The sequence below is a fragment of the Streptomyces colwelliae genome (assembly GCF_048158785.1).
Lineage (GTDB): Bacteria > Actinomycetota > Actinomycetes > Streptomycetales > Streptomycetaceae > Streptomyces.
In genome coordinates, this window is sequence record NZ_JBLTJC010000056.1 from 1 (window position 1) to 18,499 (window position 18,499).

Genomic DNA, 18,499 nt, shown 5'->3' on the forward strand with positions numbered 1-18,499 from the left:
CCGCGCAGGATGCGGGCCAGGCTCATCCAGCCCAGGAACCACTGCACCGCGATGAGCGCCACGACACGGACGTAGGTCGGCGTCTCGTCGGTCGGGCTCACGAAGAGGGAGACCACGACGGGCATGCTCGCGATGAAGAACAGCTGGGCGGGGAAGGCCAGCAGGAAGTCGATGACCCGGCTGATGAAGTAGTCGGACTTGCCGCCGAGGAAACCGGCCGCGACGCCGAGCAGGATGCCGGTGACGACGGTCGCGATCGTCACGCAGACGGAGATCATCAGCGAGGTGCGGATGCCGTAGAGGAGCTTGGTGAACACGTCGTAGCCGTTGCCCGGTTCGAGGCCGAACCAGAACTGGCTGCTGATCCCGCCGTTGGGCTGAAGCGGGACGCCCGCGCTGTCGAAGAGTTCGGGGCGCTCGTCCGCGTACACGGTGTACGGGTCCTTGCCGTACAGCTTGGAGATCAGCGGTGCGAGGAGTCCGACGAGGAAGAAGAAGGCCACGACGTACGCCGAGATCACGCCGGTGCGGTCGCGCTTGAAGCGGATCCACATCAGCTGGCCGGGCGACCGGCCCTCGAGTTTCTTGGCCTCGGGTTCCGCCTGCGGCCCTGGTTCGCCGTCGACGACGACCGAGGTTCCGCCGCCCTCAATGTCGATAGGACTTGTCACTGTTCGCCCATTTCACAGGTGTGGGTGTGCCGAACGCGTGACCGCCGCAGGATGTGCGCGATCACCGATCGGAGCTAGGAGAGAGGTACGTGGCGTCCTGGTGCGGCGGGAGATCCCGCAGCCGGACGCGCGTAGTTGAACGGCGGCACTGGACCGCCGGCCGACTCCTCAGAGCCAATCTCCGTATGGGCGGGCGAAGTTGCGACTGACGGACGGCGTGTCCCACCTGGCGTTCGTGACACCACGCATGGGGCTCCTCCTCATGACTCCACGTGTTCACCAACAGGAGGGGGTTCTCGTCTTTCCTCCGCCACCCCTGGCGGAGGGTCAGACACCCCCTGGTGCTCGCGAGTCGGCGCCGTCCCCACGGCGCGATGACCCATTGACCCGAGCGCTACGCGGCTAACTATCTGCCATGGGCCAGGTGCCGACCACTGTCTTTAAATCTCAGTTCAGTCACAGCTTGCGTGCACATCTTCCAAAATCCGGACAAAGGGTTTGGCGGAACATCCCTGCGAAACGGACTTGTTACACACCTATCGAGCACTGTCGTCCGGATAACGGACGGCGGGAGAAGAAAACCACTTGCGTCCGGCGTGCGGAGGGGAACCTCGACGACACCAACCGGGAGCGTGACGGACCAGCGGAACGACGGTCCGCATTCGGGCGACTATATCGAGACAGAGCCACGGACACAGGACCCGGGAACTCCACGGCGGGATCGTAGGGAAAACCCTGCACCAGCACCCCTTCGTCCCGGTTGCGCGGTGTCACCGCCACCGTCCCGATCGCACGCCGGACACACGACAGCCGGGCGCGGCGCCGGCGACCGGGACCGGAGCCCACGTACGCCCGGGAACGGGCTGAGCCCGGGCGCCCCCAGGAAGGGGGTGCCCGGGCTCAGTTGGCCGGTTTCAGAGGCTCAGGCGGCCTGAGAGCGTATGCGTCACGCGTGCTTGGCGCGGCTCGCGGAGCGGCCGCGCTCCTTCTGGTCGAGGACGACCTTGCGGATGCGGACGGACTCCGGGGTCACCTCGACGCACTCGTCGTCGCGGCAGAACTCCAGGGACTGCTCCAGGGAGAGCTTGCGCGGCGGGACGATCGCCTCGAAGGAGTCGGCGGCGGCCGAGCGCATGTTGGTGAGCTTCTTCTCCTTGGTGATGTTCACGTCCATGTCGTCGGCGCGCGAGTTCTCGCCGACGATCATGCCCTCGTACACCTCGGTGCCGGGGTCGGTGAACAGCACACCGCGCTCCTGAAGGTTCGTCATCGCGAACGCGGTGACGGCACCGGCGCGGTCGGCGACCAGCGAACCGTTGTTACGGGTCGTCAGCACACCGAACCACGGCTCGTGGCCCTCGTGGATGGAGTGGGCGATGCCCGTGCCGCGCGTCCCGGTCAGGAACTCGGTACGGAAGCCGATGAGACCGCGGGACGGGACGACGAACTCCAGGCGGACCCAACCCGAGCCGTGGTTGGACATGTTGTCCATCCGGCCCTTGCGGACGCCCATGAGCTGCGTGACCGCGCCCATGTGCTCCTCGGGCACGTCGATCGTCATGCGCTCGACCGGCTCGTGCACCTTGCCGTCGATGACCTGCGTGACGACCTGCGGCTTGCCGATGGTCAGCTCGAAGCCCTCGCGGCGCATCTGCTCGACCAGGATGGCCAGCGCCAGCTCACCACGGCCCTGCACCTCCCAGGCGTCGGGACGCTCGGTGTCGAGCACGCGCAGCGAGACGTTACCGATCAGCTCGCGGTCGAGGCGGTCCTTGACCTGACGGGCGGTGACCTTGCGGTCCTTGACCGCGGCCTTCGCGGTGGCGCCCTTGCCGGTGCCGCCGCGGCCGACCAGCGGCGAGGTGTTCGTACCGATGGTCATGGAGATCGCCGGCTCGTCGACCGTGATGAGCGGCAGCGCGATCGGGTTTTCGGGGTCGGCGAGGGTCTCACCGATCATGATGTCCGGGATACCGGCCACGGCACAGATGTCACCGGGGCCCGCCATCTCGGCCGGCTTGCGGGTGAGCGCCTCGGTCATCAGCAGCTCGGTGATGCGCACGTTGGACATCGTGCCGTCGCGCTTGATCCACGTGACGGTCTGGCCCTTGCGCAGCTCGCCCTGCTCGACGCGGAGCAGCGCGATACGGCCGAGGAAGTTGTCCGCGTCCAGGTTGGTGACGTGCGCCTGGAGGGGGGCGGCCTCGTCGAACTCGGGGGCCGGGACGTGCGACAGGATCGTGGTGAAGAACGGCTCCAGGCTGTCGCTGTCCTGCGGGACCGTGCCGTTCTCCGGCTTGGTCAGCGAGGCGACACCGTCACGCGCACACGCGTAGACGATCGGGAACTCGATCTGCTCCTCGTCCGCGTCCAGGTCCAGGAAGAGGTCGTACGTCTCGTTGACGACCTCGTCGATCCGGGAGTCCGGGCGGTCCGTCTTGTTGATGCACAGGATGACGGGCAGGCGCTGCTGGAGCGCCTTGCGCAGCACGAAGCGGGTCTGGGGCAGCGGGCCCTCGGAGGCGTCGACGAGCAGCACCACCGCGTCCACCATCGACAGACCGCGCTCGACCTCGCCACCGAAGTCGGCGTGGCCCGGGGTGTCGATGATGTTGATGGTGATGACGTCGCCGCCATCCTTCGGGTGGTACTTCACGGCCGTGTTCTTGGCCAGGATCGTGATGCCCTTCTCACGCTCCAGATCGTTCGAGTCCATCATTCGGTCGTCGAGCGACTCGGCGGCGTGCGCGGCGAAGGCACCGGCCTGCTTCAGCATGGCGTCGACGAGGGTCGTCTTCCCGTGGTCGACGTGGGCGACGATGGCGACGTTGCGGATGTCGTGGCGCGTGGCCATATTGCGGCGAACTCCCGGAGAGTGAGGAAGGCCTGCGCGTACGTCTGTGTTACGCGGACCCTGCCGGGCTGGACACGCCACGGCCTTACCCCATCGTACGTGGCGTACAGGGAAGGGGCCTCCGCAGGGCTGGCGGGCCCCCTTGCGACGGCCGCCCCGCAAGGTGCGCGGCCGGGCCGAACGACTCATTCACCTCAATTCTCGCTCAAGTCGCTTGGATCCCACTGTTTGCACAGATGTAATTCGACGTGGCCCCGCCGACCGCGGGGCGATCTTGTGGCATGGCGGTCCAGCAGGACGGTCATGCCGCTTTCAGCAACGGGGGAACGACCATGGGTAACAGGCTTCTGTCCATCGCAGCGGTTACCGGGCTTGCGGCTGCTTCCGTGGTGCTCGGACCGGTCACAGCGGCCAGTGCGCAGCCCATCATCTGCGAACCGGGGCACAAGGCCGCCACCTGGACCAGTCTGGGCAGTGCCTGGGTGATCACCCACGCCAAGCAGATCAACATCGCCCAGGACAGCACGGGGAGCTACACCAAGACGGCGACCTACCGCAAGACGGTCACCTCCGGACGAGAGGTGACCGCTGGTGCCAGCTATTCGGCAAGCTGGGTGATCTCCAGTATGGACGCCCACGTTTCGGGGACTCTCACCAAGTCCGGTGAGAAGACCAAGGAGACGAGCGAGTCGGTCACGTACAACTTCAACAAGCCGGGGACCTACGTCGTCTTCAGCGGGGTCAAGAAGGCGTCCGGCTGGTACGACGCCAAGACCTGCAACAACGGTGGAACGGGCTTCACGAACAAGGGGTCCGGCAAAGCGCACAGCTGGAACATCCAGACCGAGGGCGCCGTCAAGTGCAGCGAGAGCCCGGCGTCGGGAACCGCCAAGCGAGCGGCGAAGAGCTACTGCTGACCCAGAACGGGAAGAGTTACCGCTGACCCAGAACTGCGAACGTGGCCGGACCTCTGACGAGGTCCGGCCACGTTCGCGTTGAACGACCCCTATCGACGTGACGGGCTCGCCGATGGGTGGGCGCCCTTCTTCAGGAAGCCCATGTCCTCGTAGACCGGGGTCTGGAAGCCGAAGGAGCCGGCGTTGACGACGGTCCTGCGGGCGGCCGTGAGCTGGGGGCGCTGGTAGAGGGGGATCGAGCCGGCCGCCGCCCAGATGCGGGCGTCGGCCTTGCGGACCAGGGCGGCGGACTCGTCCTCGTCGAGGGTCGAGGCGGCTTGGTCGAAGAGCTGGTCGACCTGGTCGGTGCCGACGCGGGTGTAGTTCTGCTCGACGTTCAGGGAGCCGTCCGCGGCCGGGACCGGCTTGGCGAAGATCGGGCGGGCGTCGGTGGCGGGGAAGGCGGACGCGGGCCAGGAGTAGAGGGCGAGGTCGTACTGGCCGGACGCGATGTGGTCCTTGAAGTAGCTGTCGTCGGAGACCTTGGTGATCTCCGTGCGGATACCGACCTTCTCCAGCATGCGGGAGATGTTGTCGGCGACCGCACTCAGCGACTCCGAGCCGGTCCCGGAGGGGAGCACGAAACGGAGGGTGAGCGGCTTGCCGTCCTTGGCGAGCACCCCGGTCCTCGCGCCGGCGGGGGCGGCCGTGCCCTTCGGGGCGTACGCGCCGGGCGCGCCGCCCTGCTTCACCTTGCGGCCGTCGTACTGCTTGCCGTCGGCGAGGTGCTTGGAGCCCTCGTCGCCGCCGTGCCCGGACGCCTTGTCGTGCTTCTTGGTGTGGTCCTGCGGGTCCTTGTTGTCGTCGCCGACGATGTACTGCCCGTCGGATCCGCCCTCGGACTCGGCCTCGTCGTCGGCCTTCCTGCCCTTCTTGCCCGCGGCGCCGGCGGCCTTCTCGCCCTTCTCCTTGAGCGGTCCGCCGGGCACCCAGCCGGCGTCGGCGAGCAGCGCCTGCGCCTCCGCGGTGTCGTGGTCGCCGAGCGCGCCGCTGTTGTCGGCGTACGCGGCCTGGCCGGAGAGCGCGAGGTGACTGCCGACCGGCACGGCGGGCAGACCGAGCGGCTTGAGTACGACCTTCGCCAGTTCCGTACGGTCGAGGGCTCGGGCCACGGCACGCCGGACGCGCTCGTCGGCGAGGGGGCCTTCGGAGCCGTTGAGGGCGAGCTGGGTGTAGGCGGGCTCGAAGGAGCGGCGGACGGTGAAGGCGCGCAGCGCGTCCTGCTGGCGCAGGTACTTGGCGAGCGCCTTGCGCGCCTTCTTGGTGAGCTTCTTCTTCTCCTTCGGGCTCTCGTTCTTGCTCTCGTCCCCGCTCGTGGGGCTCGCGCCCTGGAGCGGGGTGCTCGTGCCCTTCGCGCGGCCCGCGAGCGCGATACGGCTCGCGTCGGCGGGGTCGATCCCGGCCAGGTCGACCGTGCCGTCGGCGAGCGCGGCGGCCCGCTTGTCGAGGGGTACGGCGTGCAGCACGATCTGGGAGAGCTTCGCGGGCCGGCCCCACCAGTGCGGGTTGCGCGCGAGGACGATCTCCTTGTCCTTGCGGTCGATCTTCTGCACCCCGAAGGCGCCGGCGGTGACCTTCAGCTTGCGGCGCGCGCCGTCGTTGAAGGCGTCCGGGGTGCCCATGACGTCCTTGGGGTACAGCGGCGAGAACAGTGACTTCCAGTCGGCGTACGGCCTGCTGAAGGTGACCTTGACCTCAAGGTTGTTGGCGCCGCGCTCGATCTTCTCGATGCGGTCGTAGCCGGCGTTGCGGGCGGTCCAGTACGCGGAGTCCTTGCCGGACAGGGCGCGCCACTGGGCGGCGAAGTCGGCGGCGCCGATCTCGCGGCCGTCGCTCCACACGGCCCGCTGGTCGAGCTTGTAGAGGACGACCTGCTTGGGCTCGGTGTCGACGACCTTCGCGGACTCCAGGAAGTCGGCGTCACGCTGCGGCCGGCCCTGCGCGTCGAGCCGGAACATGGCGGGCAGGACGGCCTGGGCGACGCGGGTGGTGGCGTCGTCGGCGTCCGACTGGAACGTGTTGAGGGTCTCCGGTACGTCGTCCACGGCCCAGTTCAGGGTGCCGCCGTCGGCGACCAGGTCACGGCCGACGGGCGCGATGTCCTGGCCGGCCAGCGGCTTGCCCGACTCGTCGTCGGAGCTGCACGCCGCGAGGGTGGGCACCGCGAGCGCGCCCGCGGTGAGGAAGGCGACCGAGCGCATGACCGCGCGCAGTCTGACGCCGTCGTGGGACATCACTGCTACCTCCGGTAAGCCGCGGGCTTCTGATCACTTTTGGGCGTATATGGAGCTGATCAGATCTTTGCGGCCACTGAAGAGGAAACGGTTCGGCCATGAAGGGCGACACGGCGAGGGGCGCCGGGAAGCCCACCCGTGCGGCGCAATGTTCGAATCTGCCCCCGTACACACCAACGCACCCCGGCCAATCCGTGCACACCGCTTCCCACCGGTAGGTGTGACGCGCAACACTCGCAGGCGCATGAACGTTGCCGTCCAGGGCCGACGCCCGCGGAAGTGAGGTCACGTCATGTCCGTGCACGACGAACTGACGTCAGTCCAGCGCTGTCTCGACGACCTGTTCAGGTCGGTGGGGCGGCTGGAGAACCAATTCGGCAGCGGCGGCCTGGAGATGCGCAGGGTCAAGGCCGACGCCGACCGGCTGCGCGAGAGCGTCGCGCTGCTGCGCGACGCCGCACCAGGGATCGAGCGCCCCCGGCGCCCCGATCTCGTCTCCATCCCCGACACCCCCTACGACAACACCCTGTGGACGGACTCGGACGACGAAGGACTCGGCGCCCACGACCGCCACGCACCCTGAACCGACCGGAGTCCTGACTTGGCCACTGGTACGGAACCCCAACCGAAGAGCGGCGGCGTACACACCGGTACGCGCGCCGCGATCGACGCCCCGCATCTGCGGACCGACCGCTGGTGGCTGGCCCCGGCCGGCACCGCCGCCGGACTGCTGGCCTTCATCGTCTACTCGACGTGGCGGGCCTTCGCGGACTCGAACTACTACGCGGCGCCCTATGTCTCGCCGTTCTACTCACCCTGTCTGGCCGACCGGTGCAGCACCATGCACGCGGGCCCGAACGCCGACCTCTTCGGGAGCTGGTGGGGCATCTCCCCCGCCATCATCATCCTGATCTTCCCGCTCGGCTTCCGCCTGACCTGCTACTACTACCGCAAGGCCTACTACCGGGGCTTCTGGGCCTCGCCCCCGGCCTGCGCGGTGGCCGAGCCGCACAAGAAGTACAGCGGCGAGACCCGCTTCCCGCTGATCCTCCAGAACGTCCACCGGTACTTCTTCTACGCGGCGCTCCTGGTGGCGGGCACGCTGACGTACGACACCGTGCTGACCTTCCGCGACGAGCACTACCACTGGGGCCACATGGGCCTGGGCACCCTCGTCTTCGTGGCCAACATCGTGCTGATCTGGGCGTACACCCTGTCCTGCCACTCCTGCCGGCACATCGTCGGCGGCAAGCTCAAGCACTTCTCCAGGCATCCCGTGCGCTACAAGGCGTGGAGGTTCGTCGGGAAACTGAACAACCGTCATATGCAGCTCGCCTGGGCTTCGTTGATCAGCGTGGCGGCCGCCGACTTCTACGTGTACCTGGTCGCCTCCGGAGCCTTCAATGATCCGCGCTTCTTTTAGATTGGCAGGGGCCTTCTGATGTCCGTGGTCGAGCGACAGGAGTGGGACGTCGTCGTGGTCGGTGCCGGTGGCGCGGGCCTCCGGGCCGCCATCGAGGCGCGCGAGCGCGGTGCCCGTACGGCGGTGATCTGCAAGTCGCTGTTCGGCAAGGCCCACACGGTGATGGCCGAGGGCGGCATCGCGGCGGCGATGGGCAACGTCAACTCCCACGACAGCTGGCAGGTCCACTTCCGTGACACCCTGCGCGGCGGCAAGTTCCTCAACCAGTGGCGCATGTCGGAGCTGCACGCGAAGGAAGCCCCGGACCGGGTCTGGGAGTTGGAGACCTGGGGCGCCCTCTTCGACCGTACGCAGGACGGCCGGATCTCCCAGCGCAACTTCGGCGGCCACGAGTACCCGCGCCTCGCGCACGTCGGCGACCGTACGGGACTTGAGCTGATCCGCACGCTCCAGCAGAAGATCGTGTCGCTCCAGCAGGAGGACTACAAGGAGACCGGCGACTACGAGTCCCGCCTGAAGGTCTATCAGGAATGCACGGTCACAAGGGTGTTGACTGAGTCCACTAGCGGCTCCGCCGCGGGCGGCAGCCGGGTTTCAGGCGTCTTCGCCTACGAGCGCGAGACGGGCCGCTTCATGGTCCTCGAAGCGCCTTCCGTGGTGATCGCGACCGGCGGGATCGGCAAGTCCTTCAAGGTGACGTCGAATTCGTGGGAGTACACGGGTGACGGGCACGCGCTGGCGCTGCTCGCCGGGGCGCCGCTGCTCAACATGGAGTTCGTGCAGTTCCACCCGACGGGCATGGTCTGGCCGCCGTCCGTGAAGGGCATCCTCGTCACCGAGTCGGTGCGCGGTGACGGCGGAGTGCTGCGCAACTCCGAGAACAAGCGGTTCATGTTCGACTACATCCCCGACGTCTTCAAGGAGAAGTACGCCGAGTCGGAGGCGGAGGGCGACCGCTGGTACGACGACCCCGACAACAACCGCCGTCCCCCCGAACTGCTCCCCCGCGACGAGGTCGCCCGCGCCATCAACTCCGAGGTGAAGGCGGGCCGCGGCTCACCGCACGGCGGGGTCTTCCTGGACGTGTCGACGCGCATGCCGGCGGAGGTCATCCGGCGCCGACTGCCGTCCATGTACCACCAGTTCAAGGAGCTGGCCGACGTCGACATCACGGCCGAGGCGATGGAGGTCGGCCCGACCTGTCACTACGTGATGGGCGGCATCGCGGTCGAGTCGGACACGGCGGCGGCGCGCGGAGTCGAGGGGCTGTTCGCGGCCGGTGAGGTGGCCGGCGGCATGCACGGCTCCAACCGGCTCGGCGGCAACTCCCTCTCCGACCTGCTGGTGTTCGGCCGCAGGGCGGGCTGGCACGCGGCGGACCACGCGGCCGACCTGGCGGACAGCCGCCCGCTGGTGGACGACACGGAGGTCGACCTGGCGGCGGCGGAGGCACTGCGCCCCTTCTCGGCGGAGGGCCCGGAGCCGGGCCAGGAGAACGGCCGTACGCCCGAGAACCCGTACACCCTCCACCAGGAACTCCAGCAGACCATGAACGACCTCGTCGGCATCATCCGCCGCGAGGGCGAGATGGAACGGGCGCTGGAGAAACTCGCCGATCTGCGGGTACGGGCCCGCAGGGCGGGAGTCGAGGGACACCGGCAGTTCAACCCCGGCTGGCATCTCGCCCTGGATCTGCGGAACATGCTGCTGGTCAGCGAGTGCGTGGCCCGGGCCGCGCTGGAGCGCACCGAGTCGCGCGGCGGGCACACCCGCGAGGACCACCCCGGCATGAACCGCGACTGGCGCCGCATCAACCTGATCTGCCAACTGACCGACCCCAACGGCGGGTTGGCGGCCACGGACCCGGTGTCCGGCCAGATCACCCTGTCCCGCGAGACGACCGACCCCATCCGCGCCGACCTGCTCGCCCTCTTCGAGAAGGAAGAGCTGGTCAAGTACCTCGCCGAAGAGGAGCTCTACGAGTGAGCAGCTACGAGGCCCGCTTCAAGGTGTGGCGGGGGGACGTCAAGGGCGGCGACCTTGAGGACTTCAAGGTCGAGGTCAACGACGGTGAGGTGATCCTGGACATCATCCACCGTATCCAGGCCACCCAGGCCTCCGACCTCGCCGTGCGCTGGAACTGCAAGGCGGGCAAGTGCGGTTCGTGCTCGGCGGAGATCAACGGCCGCCCCCGGCTGATGTGCATGACCCGCATGTCGGTGTTCACCCGCGAGGAGACGATCACCGTCACCCCGCTGCGCGCCTTCCCCGTGGTCCGCGACCTCGTCACGGACGTCGGCTTCAACTACCAGAAGGCCAGGGAGGTTCCGGCGTTCGTACCGCCGGAGGGCGTGGGTCTCGGCGAGTACCGGATGATGCAGGAGGACGTCGACCGCTCGCAGGAGTTCCGCAAGTGCATCGAGTGCTTCCTGTGCCAGGACACCTGCCATGTCGTGCGCGACCACGAGGAGAACAAGACGGCGTTCGCCGGTCCCCGATTCCTCATGCGGGTCGCGGAGCTGGACATGCACCCGCTGGACGCGGCGGCCGAGAGCGGCCTCGACCGCAAGAAGACCGCCCAGGACGAACACGGCCTCGGCTACTGCAACATCACCAAGTGCTGTAGCGAGGTCTGCCCCGAGGGCATCCACATCACGGACAACGCGCTGATTCCCTTGAAGGAAAGGGCGGTTGACCGGAAGTACGACCCGCTGGTGTGGCTGGGGTCGAAGATCAGGAGGCGTTCTCCAGAAGCGTGAGGACCTCGCCGAGGTTGTGCTCGGCGATGCCCCGCATGAACGCGGGGTCGTCGAAGTCACCGACCGCCAGGAGGCGCAACGGGCCCGCCACCAGGGAGAGATGCATGGCCAGGCGGTAGAGGCGCAGGCGGGCGGGGTCGAGGCTCTCGGTGCGCAGGGGGTCGTAGTGGCGGCCGAAGCGCAGGTTGAGGAAAACGTGCTCCCACTCGACGTCGAAGTACATCAGGCCCTCGATGTCGATGAGGGCGAGGTCGCCGTCGGGGGTCACGCGGACGTGGTCGGGGCCGAGTTCGCCGTGGATGAGGGCGGAGGGCTCGGCGCGCGGGCGGACCTGCGTGACCAACGCCCCCAGCCTGGCGGTCAGTTGACTGCGGACGGCAGCGACTCGGGGCTCGCGTGTGATGAGTTCGTCGAGGTCGCTCAGGGCGCGTTCGACGACGATCTCCGCGCATGAACTTCCGTACGAGGAACCGCCGTTGTCGACCACCGCGACCTTCCCGAAGCGCGGGCCCGTGCAGGCGTGCAGGGTGTCGAGCAGGGCCGCCGTCTTCTCCAGCGCCTCCGCCTTCGGTACGGCGGCCGGGGTGCCGTTCAGCAGGTCCTCCAGGGTGCCGCCCGGGAGGTCCTCGACGAGCGCCGCGTCCGCCGGGAGGTGGGTGTGCGTGGAGTCGGCGTGCAGGAGGCGGGGCGCGCGGACACCGGCCGCGGCGAGGCGGTCGGCCGCCGCGGTGAAGAGGGTGAGGCCGGAGGCGTGGGAGAACGGGTCGCGGGGGTCGCCGGGGCCGGCGTCCCAGAGGTCCTCGGCCGGGGACCAGACGTAGGCGACGGCGGTGGACCCGTCGCCGAGGGTCAGCCGGTAGACGCCCTTCTTCGAGCCGCCCCGGATGCGGGTCACGTCGTTCAGCGTGTGGCCGATGGCGTGGGCGAGCGGGGCCAGGTCGGTGGCGGTGAGGGTCCTGCGGGTGGTGGTCACGGGAGCGCGGGGTGCTGCGCACGCCACTGGAGTACACCGCCGAGGATGATCAGGGCGAGCGCCATGGCCGCGCCCACGTTGTCCATGGCCAGGGAATCCGCCCACCAGTGCACGGACATCCCCGTCCCCATGCCCAGCGCCGAGGTCAGCACGCCGTAGCCCCACAACTCCGGCCGTACGACCCTGCCTCGCGCCATCGGCGGCATCCAGCCGGTCGTCACCGTGACGACTCCGAGCGCCGCCATCAGCAGCAAGGCCACCGCGGCCAGCCATGTCAACACCATCACCCACCACCCCCGTCAGAGGTGACGGATCATCGCATCCGGGGCTGTGAACAGCGCCGTATTTTCAGCACACTTGACCTCGCGCTCAGTGCACCCAGTCCGTCCGGTACGCGGTCCAGTCCGCCTCCGTCGCCGCGAAGTCGACGTACAGGGCGACGCCGAAGTTCGTGCGGTCCGCGTCCGTGCGGGACAGGCCGAGGCGTACGCCGCGGACGGCGGCCGGGACCGTCTCGGCGGAGCCCCAGTGGTCGAAGTTACTCTCGTAGTAGAAGGGCAGGCCCATCAGGAGGTCGGTGGACTCCGGGGTGACCTCCAGAGCGAGCGAGGTCTGCTGGGCGACGTAGCCGCCGTAGAGGCTCTCCAGGGGCTGTGCCGTGTCGTACGACATGACGGCGATCTGGTCGACTCGGCGGGCGACCTGGCCGAAGAACGCCTGCGACCACCACTTGGGGTGCTCGGTGAAAACGCCCCAGACGGAGTGGAGGGAGGGGAGCGGGTCGATCTGATGGGCGGCGACGGAGAGTTGGGCGTCGTGGGCCCGGGTGACCGCGTGCAGTTCGTCGAGGAGGTCGAGGTAGTTGTCGTCGTCGGAGTGGAGGGGTTCCAGGTCGAAGTGGGCGCCCTCGAAGCCGGCGGCGAGGATCTGCCGGGTCGAGGCGACGATCGCGGTGCGCGTCGCCGCGCGTTCCAGGTGCAGGCCGTCCGGGCCCTCGGTGGCGAGTACGTCACCCAGCCAGGCCTGGACGCGGACGCCGGGGAGTTCCCTGTGCACCGACTCGATCAGCCAGGCCGCCTTGGGGTAGTCCGACTCCGGGAGGGTGCCGTCGTGCTCCAGGGGGCCCGAATGGACGTACAGGTCGCGGATACCGGTGCCTTTCAGCCGACCGGCGAGCGCTGCGATGTCCGCGTCGGTCTTACGACCGTCCACCCACGCGTGACCCAGCCAGATCGCGTCCTTGCCCCTGGTGTACGTGCCGTCGGCGGGCGAAACGGGCGTGTGCAGACGGCCGTTGGCGTGGTCGTCGAGCAGGTTGGCGACCGTCTCGTTGGCATCGCCCTTGGTGTGGCCGATCAGACCGACCGGGCCGCGCCGGATCCAGCCGGTGACGTACGTCGACTGGAGGTGCTCGCCGGTCTCCTGGATGACCCGGCCGCCCTCGTCGGGGACCGTGCCCGAGTCGATGTCCCAGGGGAGCTTGGGGAGTTTGTCGGAGAGGTAGCCGACCGCGCGGTAGATCGCGGTGGTGTCCCAGTCCTTGAACTCGCCGGTGCCCTTGACGTTGCCGGTGCCGTCCAGCGCGGTGCGCTCGGTGCGCAGGCCGGTGACCTTGCCGTCCTCGCCGAGGATCTCGGAGGGGGACTCGAAGAAGTGCAGGAACAGCTTGTGCGGGCGGTCGCCGACGTCGCGGATCGCCCAGTTCTCCAGGGTCTTGGCGACCATGTCGGCCTGCTTGTTGCTGCGCCGCGTGGTGATCGAGCCCTCGTCGTAGTCGATGTCCTCGGGGTCGACGATGACCTCGATGTTGGGGGAGTGGTCCAGCTCCCGCAGCTCCATCGGGGAGAACTTCGCCTGCGCCGGGCCGCGACGGCCGAAGACGTGGACTTCAAGGGCCTTGTTGGCCTTGAGGCCCTCGTGGACGTTCGGCGGGATCTCGGTCGGCAGCAGTTCGTCGCCCGTCTTGGCGAGGATGCGGGCCACGTCGAGGGCCACGTTGCCGACACCGAGGACGGCGACCTTCTCGGCCTCCAGCGGCCAGGTGCGCGGGACGTCGGGGTGGCCGTCGTACCAGGAGACGAAGTCGGCGGCGCCGTAGGAACCGTCGAGGTCGATGCCCGGTATGGACATCTCGCGGTCGGCCGTGGCGCCGGTCGAGAAGACCACCGCGTCGTAGAAGCTGCGCAGGTCGTCGAGGCTGATGTCGGTCGGGTAGTCGACATTGCCGAAGAGGCGGATCTGCGGCTTGTCCAAGACCTGGTGCAGGGCGTTGATGATGCCCTTGATGCGCGGGTGGTCGGGGGCGACGCCGTACCGGATCAGGCCGAAGGGCGCGGGCATCCGCTCGAAGAGGTCGATGGACACACCGGGTTCGGCGGCCACCTCGGACTTGAGCAGGGCGTCGGCGGCGTAGATCCCGGCGGGGCCGGCTCCGACGATGGCTACCCGCAGGGGGCGCGGCATGATCAGGTTCCCTTCGAGCGATGACAAGCGACTCGACGGGAAGCCTAAACTAAGGCATGCCTAAGTCGGTATGCGGGTCCGGTCTATGACCTCATAAGGCCCGCTTATGGGGTGCCGAAGGCTGACGCATGGCCGGTGTGGGGACTGTGCGGGGGTTCTCTCAGCCCGCCGGACGGATGTGCACCACGTCCTGGACGACCTCGGGCGGTGTGCTGAGCAACTGGAACATCACCCGGGCGACGGTGGCCGAGGGGAGCGGCTTCATGGCTCCCACCCTGGTCAGATAGCCGTCCGCCTCCCACACCGGCGCGGCGCGCTGCCGGTCCTCGCCGGGGAAGTTCTCGATGAAGGCGCTGTCCGAGATCGAACCCAGGATCACCAGCGCGACCCGGATTCCGTCGCCGCGCAGCTCCCTGTGCATCGCGGCGGTGAAGCCGTTCAGGCCGTGCTTGCTGGCCGCGTACATCGCCATCAACGGCATGTGGTCCAGGGTGATCTCGGAGGAGATGTTGAGAATGTCACCACCTCCCGCCGCCCGCAGCAGGGGCACCGCCGAGCGGATCGTGTGGATCGGGCCCAGAAGGTTGGTGCCGATGCAGCTGTGGATGTCCTCGTCGGCGGTGTCCTCGATGGCGCGGATGCGGGCGACACCGGCACTGTTCACCAGGATGTCCACCCGCCCGAACCGCTCATCGACCTGAGCGAACGCCGCACGGACGCCGTCGCCGCTGCTGACGTCGGTCGGGATCGTCAGCACCGACCCCGCCATCTCCCTCGCGGCCGCCTCCAGCCGGTCGGCGCGCCGGGCGAGCAGGACGACCTCCGCCCCGTTCTCGGCGAGCAGTGCCCCGACGGCCCGTCCCACGCCGGTCGAACCTCCGCTGATCACGGCGACCTTGCCCTGCATCGTGCCTGCCATGACGGCCTCCCCGGCGAGACGGAACGAGCTGTGACGATCAGGTGAGAGGCTACCTCTCGATAAATGAGAACACCATATTCATCACCGGAGATCGGCCCTACGTCACGGGCGGCCCCGTCCGGCGGTTGGCAACAGGCTGCTTCCGTGCGGGAAACGGCCCGGTAATGCCCGCGCGGTTTCCTCAGGAGAAATCGAGATTCACATCAGGAAACCCCGGATGGTGGGAGCCTCCCATGGCGATGGACGCCGCAGCCGCACCGCCCACGACCACCGGCCCGGCAGCAGCGGCCGACCCCGCAGCAGCGACCGATCCGGCATCGACGGCCGACCCCGCACCCGACCTCGCCGCCCAAGTCCGCGCCGACGGCATCGAGTTCGTCCTGGCCGTCTTCGTCGACCTCGCGGGCAAGCCCTGCGCCAAACTCGTCCCCGTCGAGGCGGTCGAGGAACTCCAGTCCGACGGCGTCGGATTCGCGGGCTACGCGGCCGGCGCCCTCGGCCAGCAGCCCAGCGACCCGGACGTCATCGCACTGCCCGACGTCGCCTCGTACACCCCGCTGCCCTTCGTGCGCCCCGGACTCGCCCTCGTGCACTGCGACCCGCACGTCGAGGGCAAGCCCTGGCCGTACGCACCCCGCATCATCCTGCGCGCGGTACTGGCGCGAGCCGCCGAACTCGGACTCTCCCTCGCGGTCGGCGCGGAGATCGAGTACTTCCTCGTCAACCGCGACGAACACGGCACGCTCTCCGTCGCCGACAGCCGCGACACCGCCGCCCAACCCTGTTACGACGCACGCGGGTTGACCCGGATGTACGACCACCTCACCGCCGTCTCCAAGGCGATGAACTCCCTCGGCTGGGGCAACTACGCCAACGACCACGAGGACGGCAACGGCCAGTTCGAGCAGAACTTCGCCTACGCCGACGCCCTCACCACCGCCGACCGGGTCATCACCATGCGGTACCTGGTGTCGGTACTGGCCGAACAGCGGGGCATGACAGCCACGTTCATGCCGAAGCCGTTCACCGACCGCACCGGCTCCGGGATGCACATGCACCTGTCGCTGTGGCGGGGGAGCGAGCCAGCCTTCCCCGACGCCTCCGACACCCGGGGCCTTGGACTGTCCCAGCTCGCCTACTCCTTCGTCGGCGGCATCCTCGACCACGCCCGCGCCCTCCAGGCCGTCATCGCGCCCACCGTCAACTCGTACAAGCGCACCGGCGCGATCTCGACCCGCTCGGGCGCGACCTGGTCACCCCGCAAGGCCGGTTACGGCGGCAACGACCGCACCCACTTCATCCGTGTCCCCGACGGCAACCGCGTCGAACTGCGCGGCGGCGACGGCTCCGCCAACCCCTACCTCGCGGCAGCCGCGGCCCTGGCGGCCGGACTCGACGGCATCGAACGCGCCCTGGACCCCGGCGAACCGGGAGACGCGGCGGCTACGGCGTCCCGCCCCGAACTGCCCCCGACCCTGCTGCACGCCGTTGAGGCACTGGCCGCCGACCCGGTGATCGGCGGGGCTCTCGACGCGGCGGGTCCCGGAGTCGCCGCGTACTTCGGCGAGGTCAAACGCCAGGAGTTCTTCGACTGGCACGGCACGGTCGGCGCCTGGGAGTTGGACCGCTACCTCACCGCTTTCTGACCCGCCCCCGCTTCTCAGAAGAGGAGAACCGCATGTGCGGAATCGTCGGGCTCCATCTGCGTGAGCCCTCCCTCGAACCCCGGCTCGGCGAACTGCTCACCGCGATGCTGGGCCAGGTCGTGGAACGCGGTCCGGACTCGGCGGGCGTCGCGGTCTACGGAGACCCGCGCCTGTCGCCGCCGGGGCGTGCCGTCGTCTCGCTGCTGGGAGTGACCCCGCAGGAGGCGTCAACCGCCTTGCCGGGCGCGGTGGTTGTCGCCGCCGACGCCACGACTGTGGTCCACGCGGCACCGCCTGTCCCCGAGTTGCTCGCCACCATCGCGAGCGTGCTGCCGCAGGCCACCGTCATCGGCTCGGGGGAGGGGTTCGCCGTGCTGAAGGGGACCGGAAACCCCGTCCAGTTGGCCGAGTCGTTCGGGCTCGCCGGAGTGACCGGCTATCAGGGCGTCGGCCACACCCGCATGGCCACCGAATCGGCCGTCACCCCCGAAGGCGCGCACCCCTTCTCCGTCGGCCCCGGTCAATGCCTGGTCCACAACGGCTCGTTCGCCAACCACGCCACCATCCGACGTGAACTCCGGACCCAGGGAGTGCAGTTCGACAGCGAGAACGACTCCGAGGTCGGCGCCCGCTTCGTCGCCCACCACCTCGCCCGTGGCACCGACCTGGAGAAGGCGCTGCGGCTGCTGTGCGAGCGCTTCGACGGTTTCTACACGCTGCTGGTCTCCACCACCGACTCCTTCGCGGTGGTCCGTGACGCCATCGCCTGCAAGCCCGCACTGGTCGCGGAGACCGACGCCTGGGTGGCGATGGCCTCCGAGTACCGCGCGCTGGACGTCCTGCCGGGCATCGAGCACGCCCGCATCTTCGAACCCGAGCCGGAAGAGGTGTACGTATGGCAGCGATGACGGGGGTGGAGGTCGCCGACCTCGCGGCCTCCACCGTCCGCGACCTCAACCAGGCGCTCCACGCTCCCCAACCGGCAGCATCCTGGCGGGTGTTGAACCCCCGAGGCGCCCACAGCGTCGCCTGCGGCCTCAAGGACGAGGTGACCGTCGACATCGAGGGCCACGTCGGCTACTACTGCGCCGGCATGAACCAGCACGCCGCGGTCACCGTGCACGGCAACGCCGGAGTCGGGGTCGCCGAGAACATGATGTCCGGCACGGTCCGGGTGCGCGGCGACGCCTCCCAGTCGGCCGGGGCCACCGCGCACGGCGGGCTGTTGGTGATCGAGGGCAACGCGGCCGCCCGGTGCGGGATCTCGATGAAGGGCGTGGACATCGTCGTCGGCGGGAACGTCGGCCACATGAGCGCGTTCATGGGACAGGCGGGACGGCTGGTGGTCTGCGGCGACGCGGGTGATGCCCTCGGCGACTCCCTCTACGAGGCCCGTATCTACGTCAAGGGCACGGTCAAGTCCCTCGGCGCGGACTGCGTGGAGAAGGAGATGCGGGACGAACACCTCGCGGAACTGGCCGAGTTGCTCAAGGCGGCGGAGTTCGACGAGGACCCGGGCGACTTCCGGCGCTACGGCTCGGCCCGCCGGCTGTACCACTTCAAGGTCGACAACTCGACGGCGTACTGAGGGAGGTGTCACC

Annotated in this window: 14 protein-coding genes and 1 pseudogene; 8 read left to right on the forward strand and 7 right to left on the reverse strand. The window is 68.8% G+C overall.

Features of this window, described 5'->3' with window-relative positions; all coding sequences use genetic code 11:
• Together ACNFOC_RS14485 and typA are read right to left on the reverse strand one after the other, a co-directional pair.
• The coding region (locus ACNFOC_RS14485) for an ABC transporter permease (protein WP_416959520.1) at positions 1–671 on the reverse strand (671 nt) is incomplete at its 3' end.
• A gap of 946 nt (positions 672–1,617) precedes the next feature.
• On the reverse strand, positions 1,618–3,525 hold the full coding sequence (gene typA / locus ACNFOC_RS14490) for a translational GTPase TypA (protein ID WP_416959521.1): 1,908 nt from the start codon (positions 3,523–3,525) through the stop codon (positions 1,618–1,620).
• Positions 3,526–3,857: 332 nt separating this feature from the next.
• On the opposite strand from typA, the gene ACNFOC_RS14495 reads away from it, so the two are divergent.
• Positions 3,858–4,442 carry a hypothetical protein gene (locus tag ACNFOC_RS14495; protein ID WP_416959522.1) on the forward strand — a complete coding sequence of 195 codons (585 nt, stop codon included), beginning with the start codon at positions 3,858–3,860 and terminating at the stop codon, positions 4,440–4,442.
• Positions 4,443–4,531: 89 nt separating this feature from the next.
• Here ACNFOC_RS14495 and ACNFOC_RS14500 read toward each other — a convergent pair whose 3' ends face one another.
• Positions 4,532–6,715 (reverse strand): ABC transporter family substrate-binding protein, encoded by a 2,184-nt coding sequence (locus ACNFOC_RS14500; RefSeq protein ID WP_416959523.1) that lies wholly within the window; start codon positions 6,713–6,715, stop codon positions 4,532–4,534.
• Positions 6,716–7,007: 292 nt separating this feature from the next.
• Here ACNFOC_RS14500 and ACNFOC_RS14505 point away from each other — a divergent pair, with 292 nt between their 5' ends.
• Genes ACNFOC_RS14505 through ACNFOC_RS14520 form a run of 4 tightly spaced genes read left to right on the forward strand, consistent with a single transcriptional unit; the run spans position 7,008 to position 10,897 of the window.
• Positions 7,008–7,298 carry an Rv0250c family protein gene (locus ACNFOC_RS14505; protein ID WP_019058435.1) on the forward strand — a complete coding sequence of 97 codons (291 nt, stop codon included), beginning with the start codon at positions 7,008–7,010 and terminating at the stop codon, positions 7,296–7,298.
• A gap of 18 nt (positions 7,299–7,316) precedes the next feature.
• On the forward strand, positions 7,317–8,138 hold the full coding sequence (gene sdhC, locus ACNFOC_RS14510; protein WP_416959524.1) for a succinate dehydrogenase subunit SdhC: 822 nt from the start codon (positions 7,317–7,319) through the stop codon (positions 8,136–8,138).
• 18 nt (positions 8,139–8,156) lie between these two features.
• Positions 8,157–10,124 (forward strand): fumarate reductase/succinate dehydrogenase flavoprotein subunit, encoded by a 1,968-nt coding sequence (locus ACNFOC_RS14515; RefSeq protein WP_416959525.1) that lies wholly within the window; start codon positions 8,157–8,159, stop codon positions 10,122–10,124.
• Entirely contained in the window at positions 10,121–10,897 is a 777-nt protein-coding gene (locus ACNFOC_RS14520; RefSeq protein ID WP_416959526.1) for a succinate dehydrogenase/fumarate reductase iron-sulfur subunit, read from the forward strand. The genes ACNFOC_RS14515 and ACNFOC_RS14520 overlap by 4 nt, the downstream gene beginning before the upstream one ends.
• Here ACNFOC_RS14520 and ACNFOC_RS14525 read toward each other — a convergent pair.
• The 4 genes and pseudogenes from ACNFOC_RS14525 to ACNFOC_RS14540 all read right to left on the reverse strand — a co-directional run bounded on the left by ACNFOC_RS14525 (position 10,872) and on the right by ACNFOC_RS14540 (position 15,252).
• Positions 10,872–11,870 carry a phosphotransferase family protein gene (locus tag ACNFOC_RS14525; protein ID WP_416959527.1) on the reverse strand — a complete coding sequence of 333 codons (999 nt, stop codon included), beginning with the start codon at positions 11,868–11,870 and terminating at the stop codon, positions 10,872–10,874. The genes ACNFOC_RS14520 and ACNFOC_RS14525 overlap by 26 nt on opposite strands.
• The gene (locus ACNFOC_RS14530; protein WP_416959528.1) at positions 11,867–12,154 is read right to left on the reverse strand and encodes a hypothetical protein; all 288 of its coding nucleotides are present in this window, start codon (positions 12,152–12,154) and stop codon (positions 11,867–11,869) included. Before ACNFOC_RS14530 ends, ACNFOC_RS14525 begins: the two co-directional genes overlap by 4 nt.
• A 982-nt stretch (positions 12,155–13,136) precedes the next feature.
• Positions 13,137–14,333 (reverse strand): annotated as a pseudogene (locus tag ACNFOC_RS14535) (FAD-dependent oxidoreductase); the annotation flags it as partial.
• Between the two features lie 160 nt (positions 14,334–14,493).
• Positions 14,494–15,252: an SDR family oxidoreductase gene (locus ACNFOC_RS14540; protein ID WP_416959529.1), complete on the reverse strand. Its 759-nt coding sequence runs from the start codon at positions 15,250–15,252 to the stop codon at positions 14,494–14,496.
• 233 nt (positions 15,253–15,485) lie between these two features.
• Between ACNFOC_RS14540 and glnT the strand changes: the two genes are divergently transcribed.
• The 3 genes from glnT to ACNFOC_RS14555 are packed head-to-tail and all read left to right on the forward strand — an operon-like array spanning position 15,486 to position 18,486.
• Positions 15,486–16,898, forward strand: a complete 1,413-nt coding sequence (glnT, locus tag ACNFOC_RS14545; protein ID WP_416959530.1) for a type III glutamate--ammonia ligase — start codon at positions 15,486–15,488, stop codon at positions 16,896–16,898.
• 32 nt (positions 16,899–16,930) lie between these two features.
• Positions 16,931–17,806, forward strand: coding sequence for a class II glutamine amidotransferase domain-containing protein (locus ACNFOC_RS14550; RefSeq protein WP_416959531.1), 876 nt, complete (start codon positions 16,931–16,933; stop codon positions 17,804–17,806).
• On the forward strand, positions 17,794–18,486 hold the full coding sequence (locus ACNFOC_RS14555; RefSeq protein WP_416959532.1) for a GltB/FmdC/FwdC-like GXGXG domain-containing protein: 693 nt from the start codon (positions 17,794–17,796) through the stop codon (positions 18,484–18,486). The genes ACNFOC_RS14550 and ACNFOC_RS14555 overlap by 13 nt, the downstream gene beginning before the upstream one ends.
• Positions 18,487–18,499 lie beyond the last annotated feature (13 nt).

What these genes read in the sequence shown, in the direction of transcription:
- ACNFOC_RS14530 (WP_416959528.1), bottom strand. Translation starts at nt 12,154, where the DNA reads ATGGTGTTGACATGGCTGGCCGCGGTGGCCTTGCTGCTGATGGCGGCG.
- ACNFOC_RS14500 (WP_416959523.1), bottom strand. Translation starts at nt 6,715, where the DNA reads ATGTCCCACGACGGCGTCAGACTGCGCGCGGTCATGCGCTCGGTCGCC.
- ACNFOC_RS14540 (WP_416959529.1), bottom strand. Translation starts at nt 15,252, where the DNA reads ATGGCAGGCACGATGCAGGGCAAGGTCGCCGTGATCAGCGGAGGTTCG.
- glnT (WP_416959530.1), top strand. Translation starts at nt 15,486, where the DNA reads ATGGCGATGGACGCCGCAGCCGCACCGCCCACGACCACCGGCCCGGCA.
- ACNFOC_RS14495 (WP_416959522.1), top strand. Translation starts at nt 3,858, where the DNA reads ATGGGTAACAGGCTTCTGTCCATCGCAGCGGTTACCGGGCTTGCGGCT.
- ACNFOC_RS14550 (WP_416959531.1), top strand. Translation starts at nt 16,931, where the DNA reads ATGTGCGGAATCGTCGGGCTCCATCTGCGTGAGCCCTCCCTCGAACCC.
- ACNFOC_RS14515 (WP_416959525.1), top strand. Translation starts at nt 8,157, where the DNA reads ATGTCCGTGGTCGAGCGACAGGAGTGGGACGTCGTCGTGGTCGGTGCC.
- typA (WP_416959521.1), bottom strand. Translation starts at nt 3,525, where the DNA reads ATGGCCACGCGCCACGACATCCGCAACGTCGCCATCGTCGCCCACGTC.
- ACNFOC_RS14555 (WP_416959532.1), top strand. Translation starts at nt 17,794, where the DNA reads ATGGCAGCGATGACGGGGGTGGAGGTCGCCGACCTCGCGGCCTCCACC.
- ACNFOC_RS14505 (WP_019058435.1), top strand. Translation starts at nt 7,008, where the DNA reads ATGTCCGTGCACGACGAACTGACGTCAGTCCAGCGCTGTCTCGACGAC.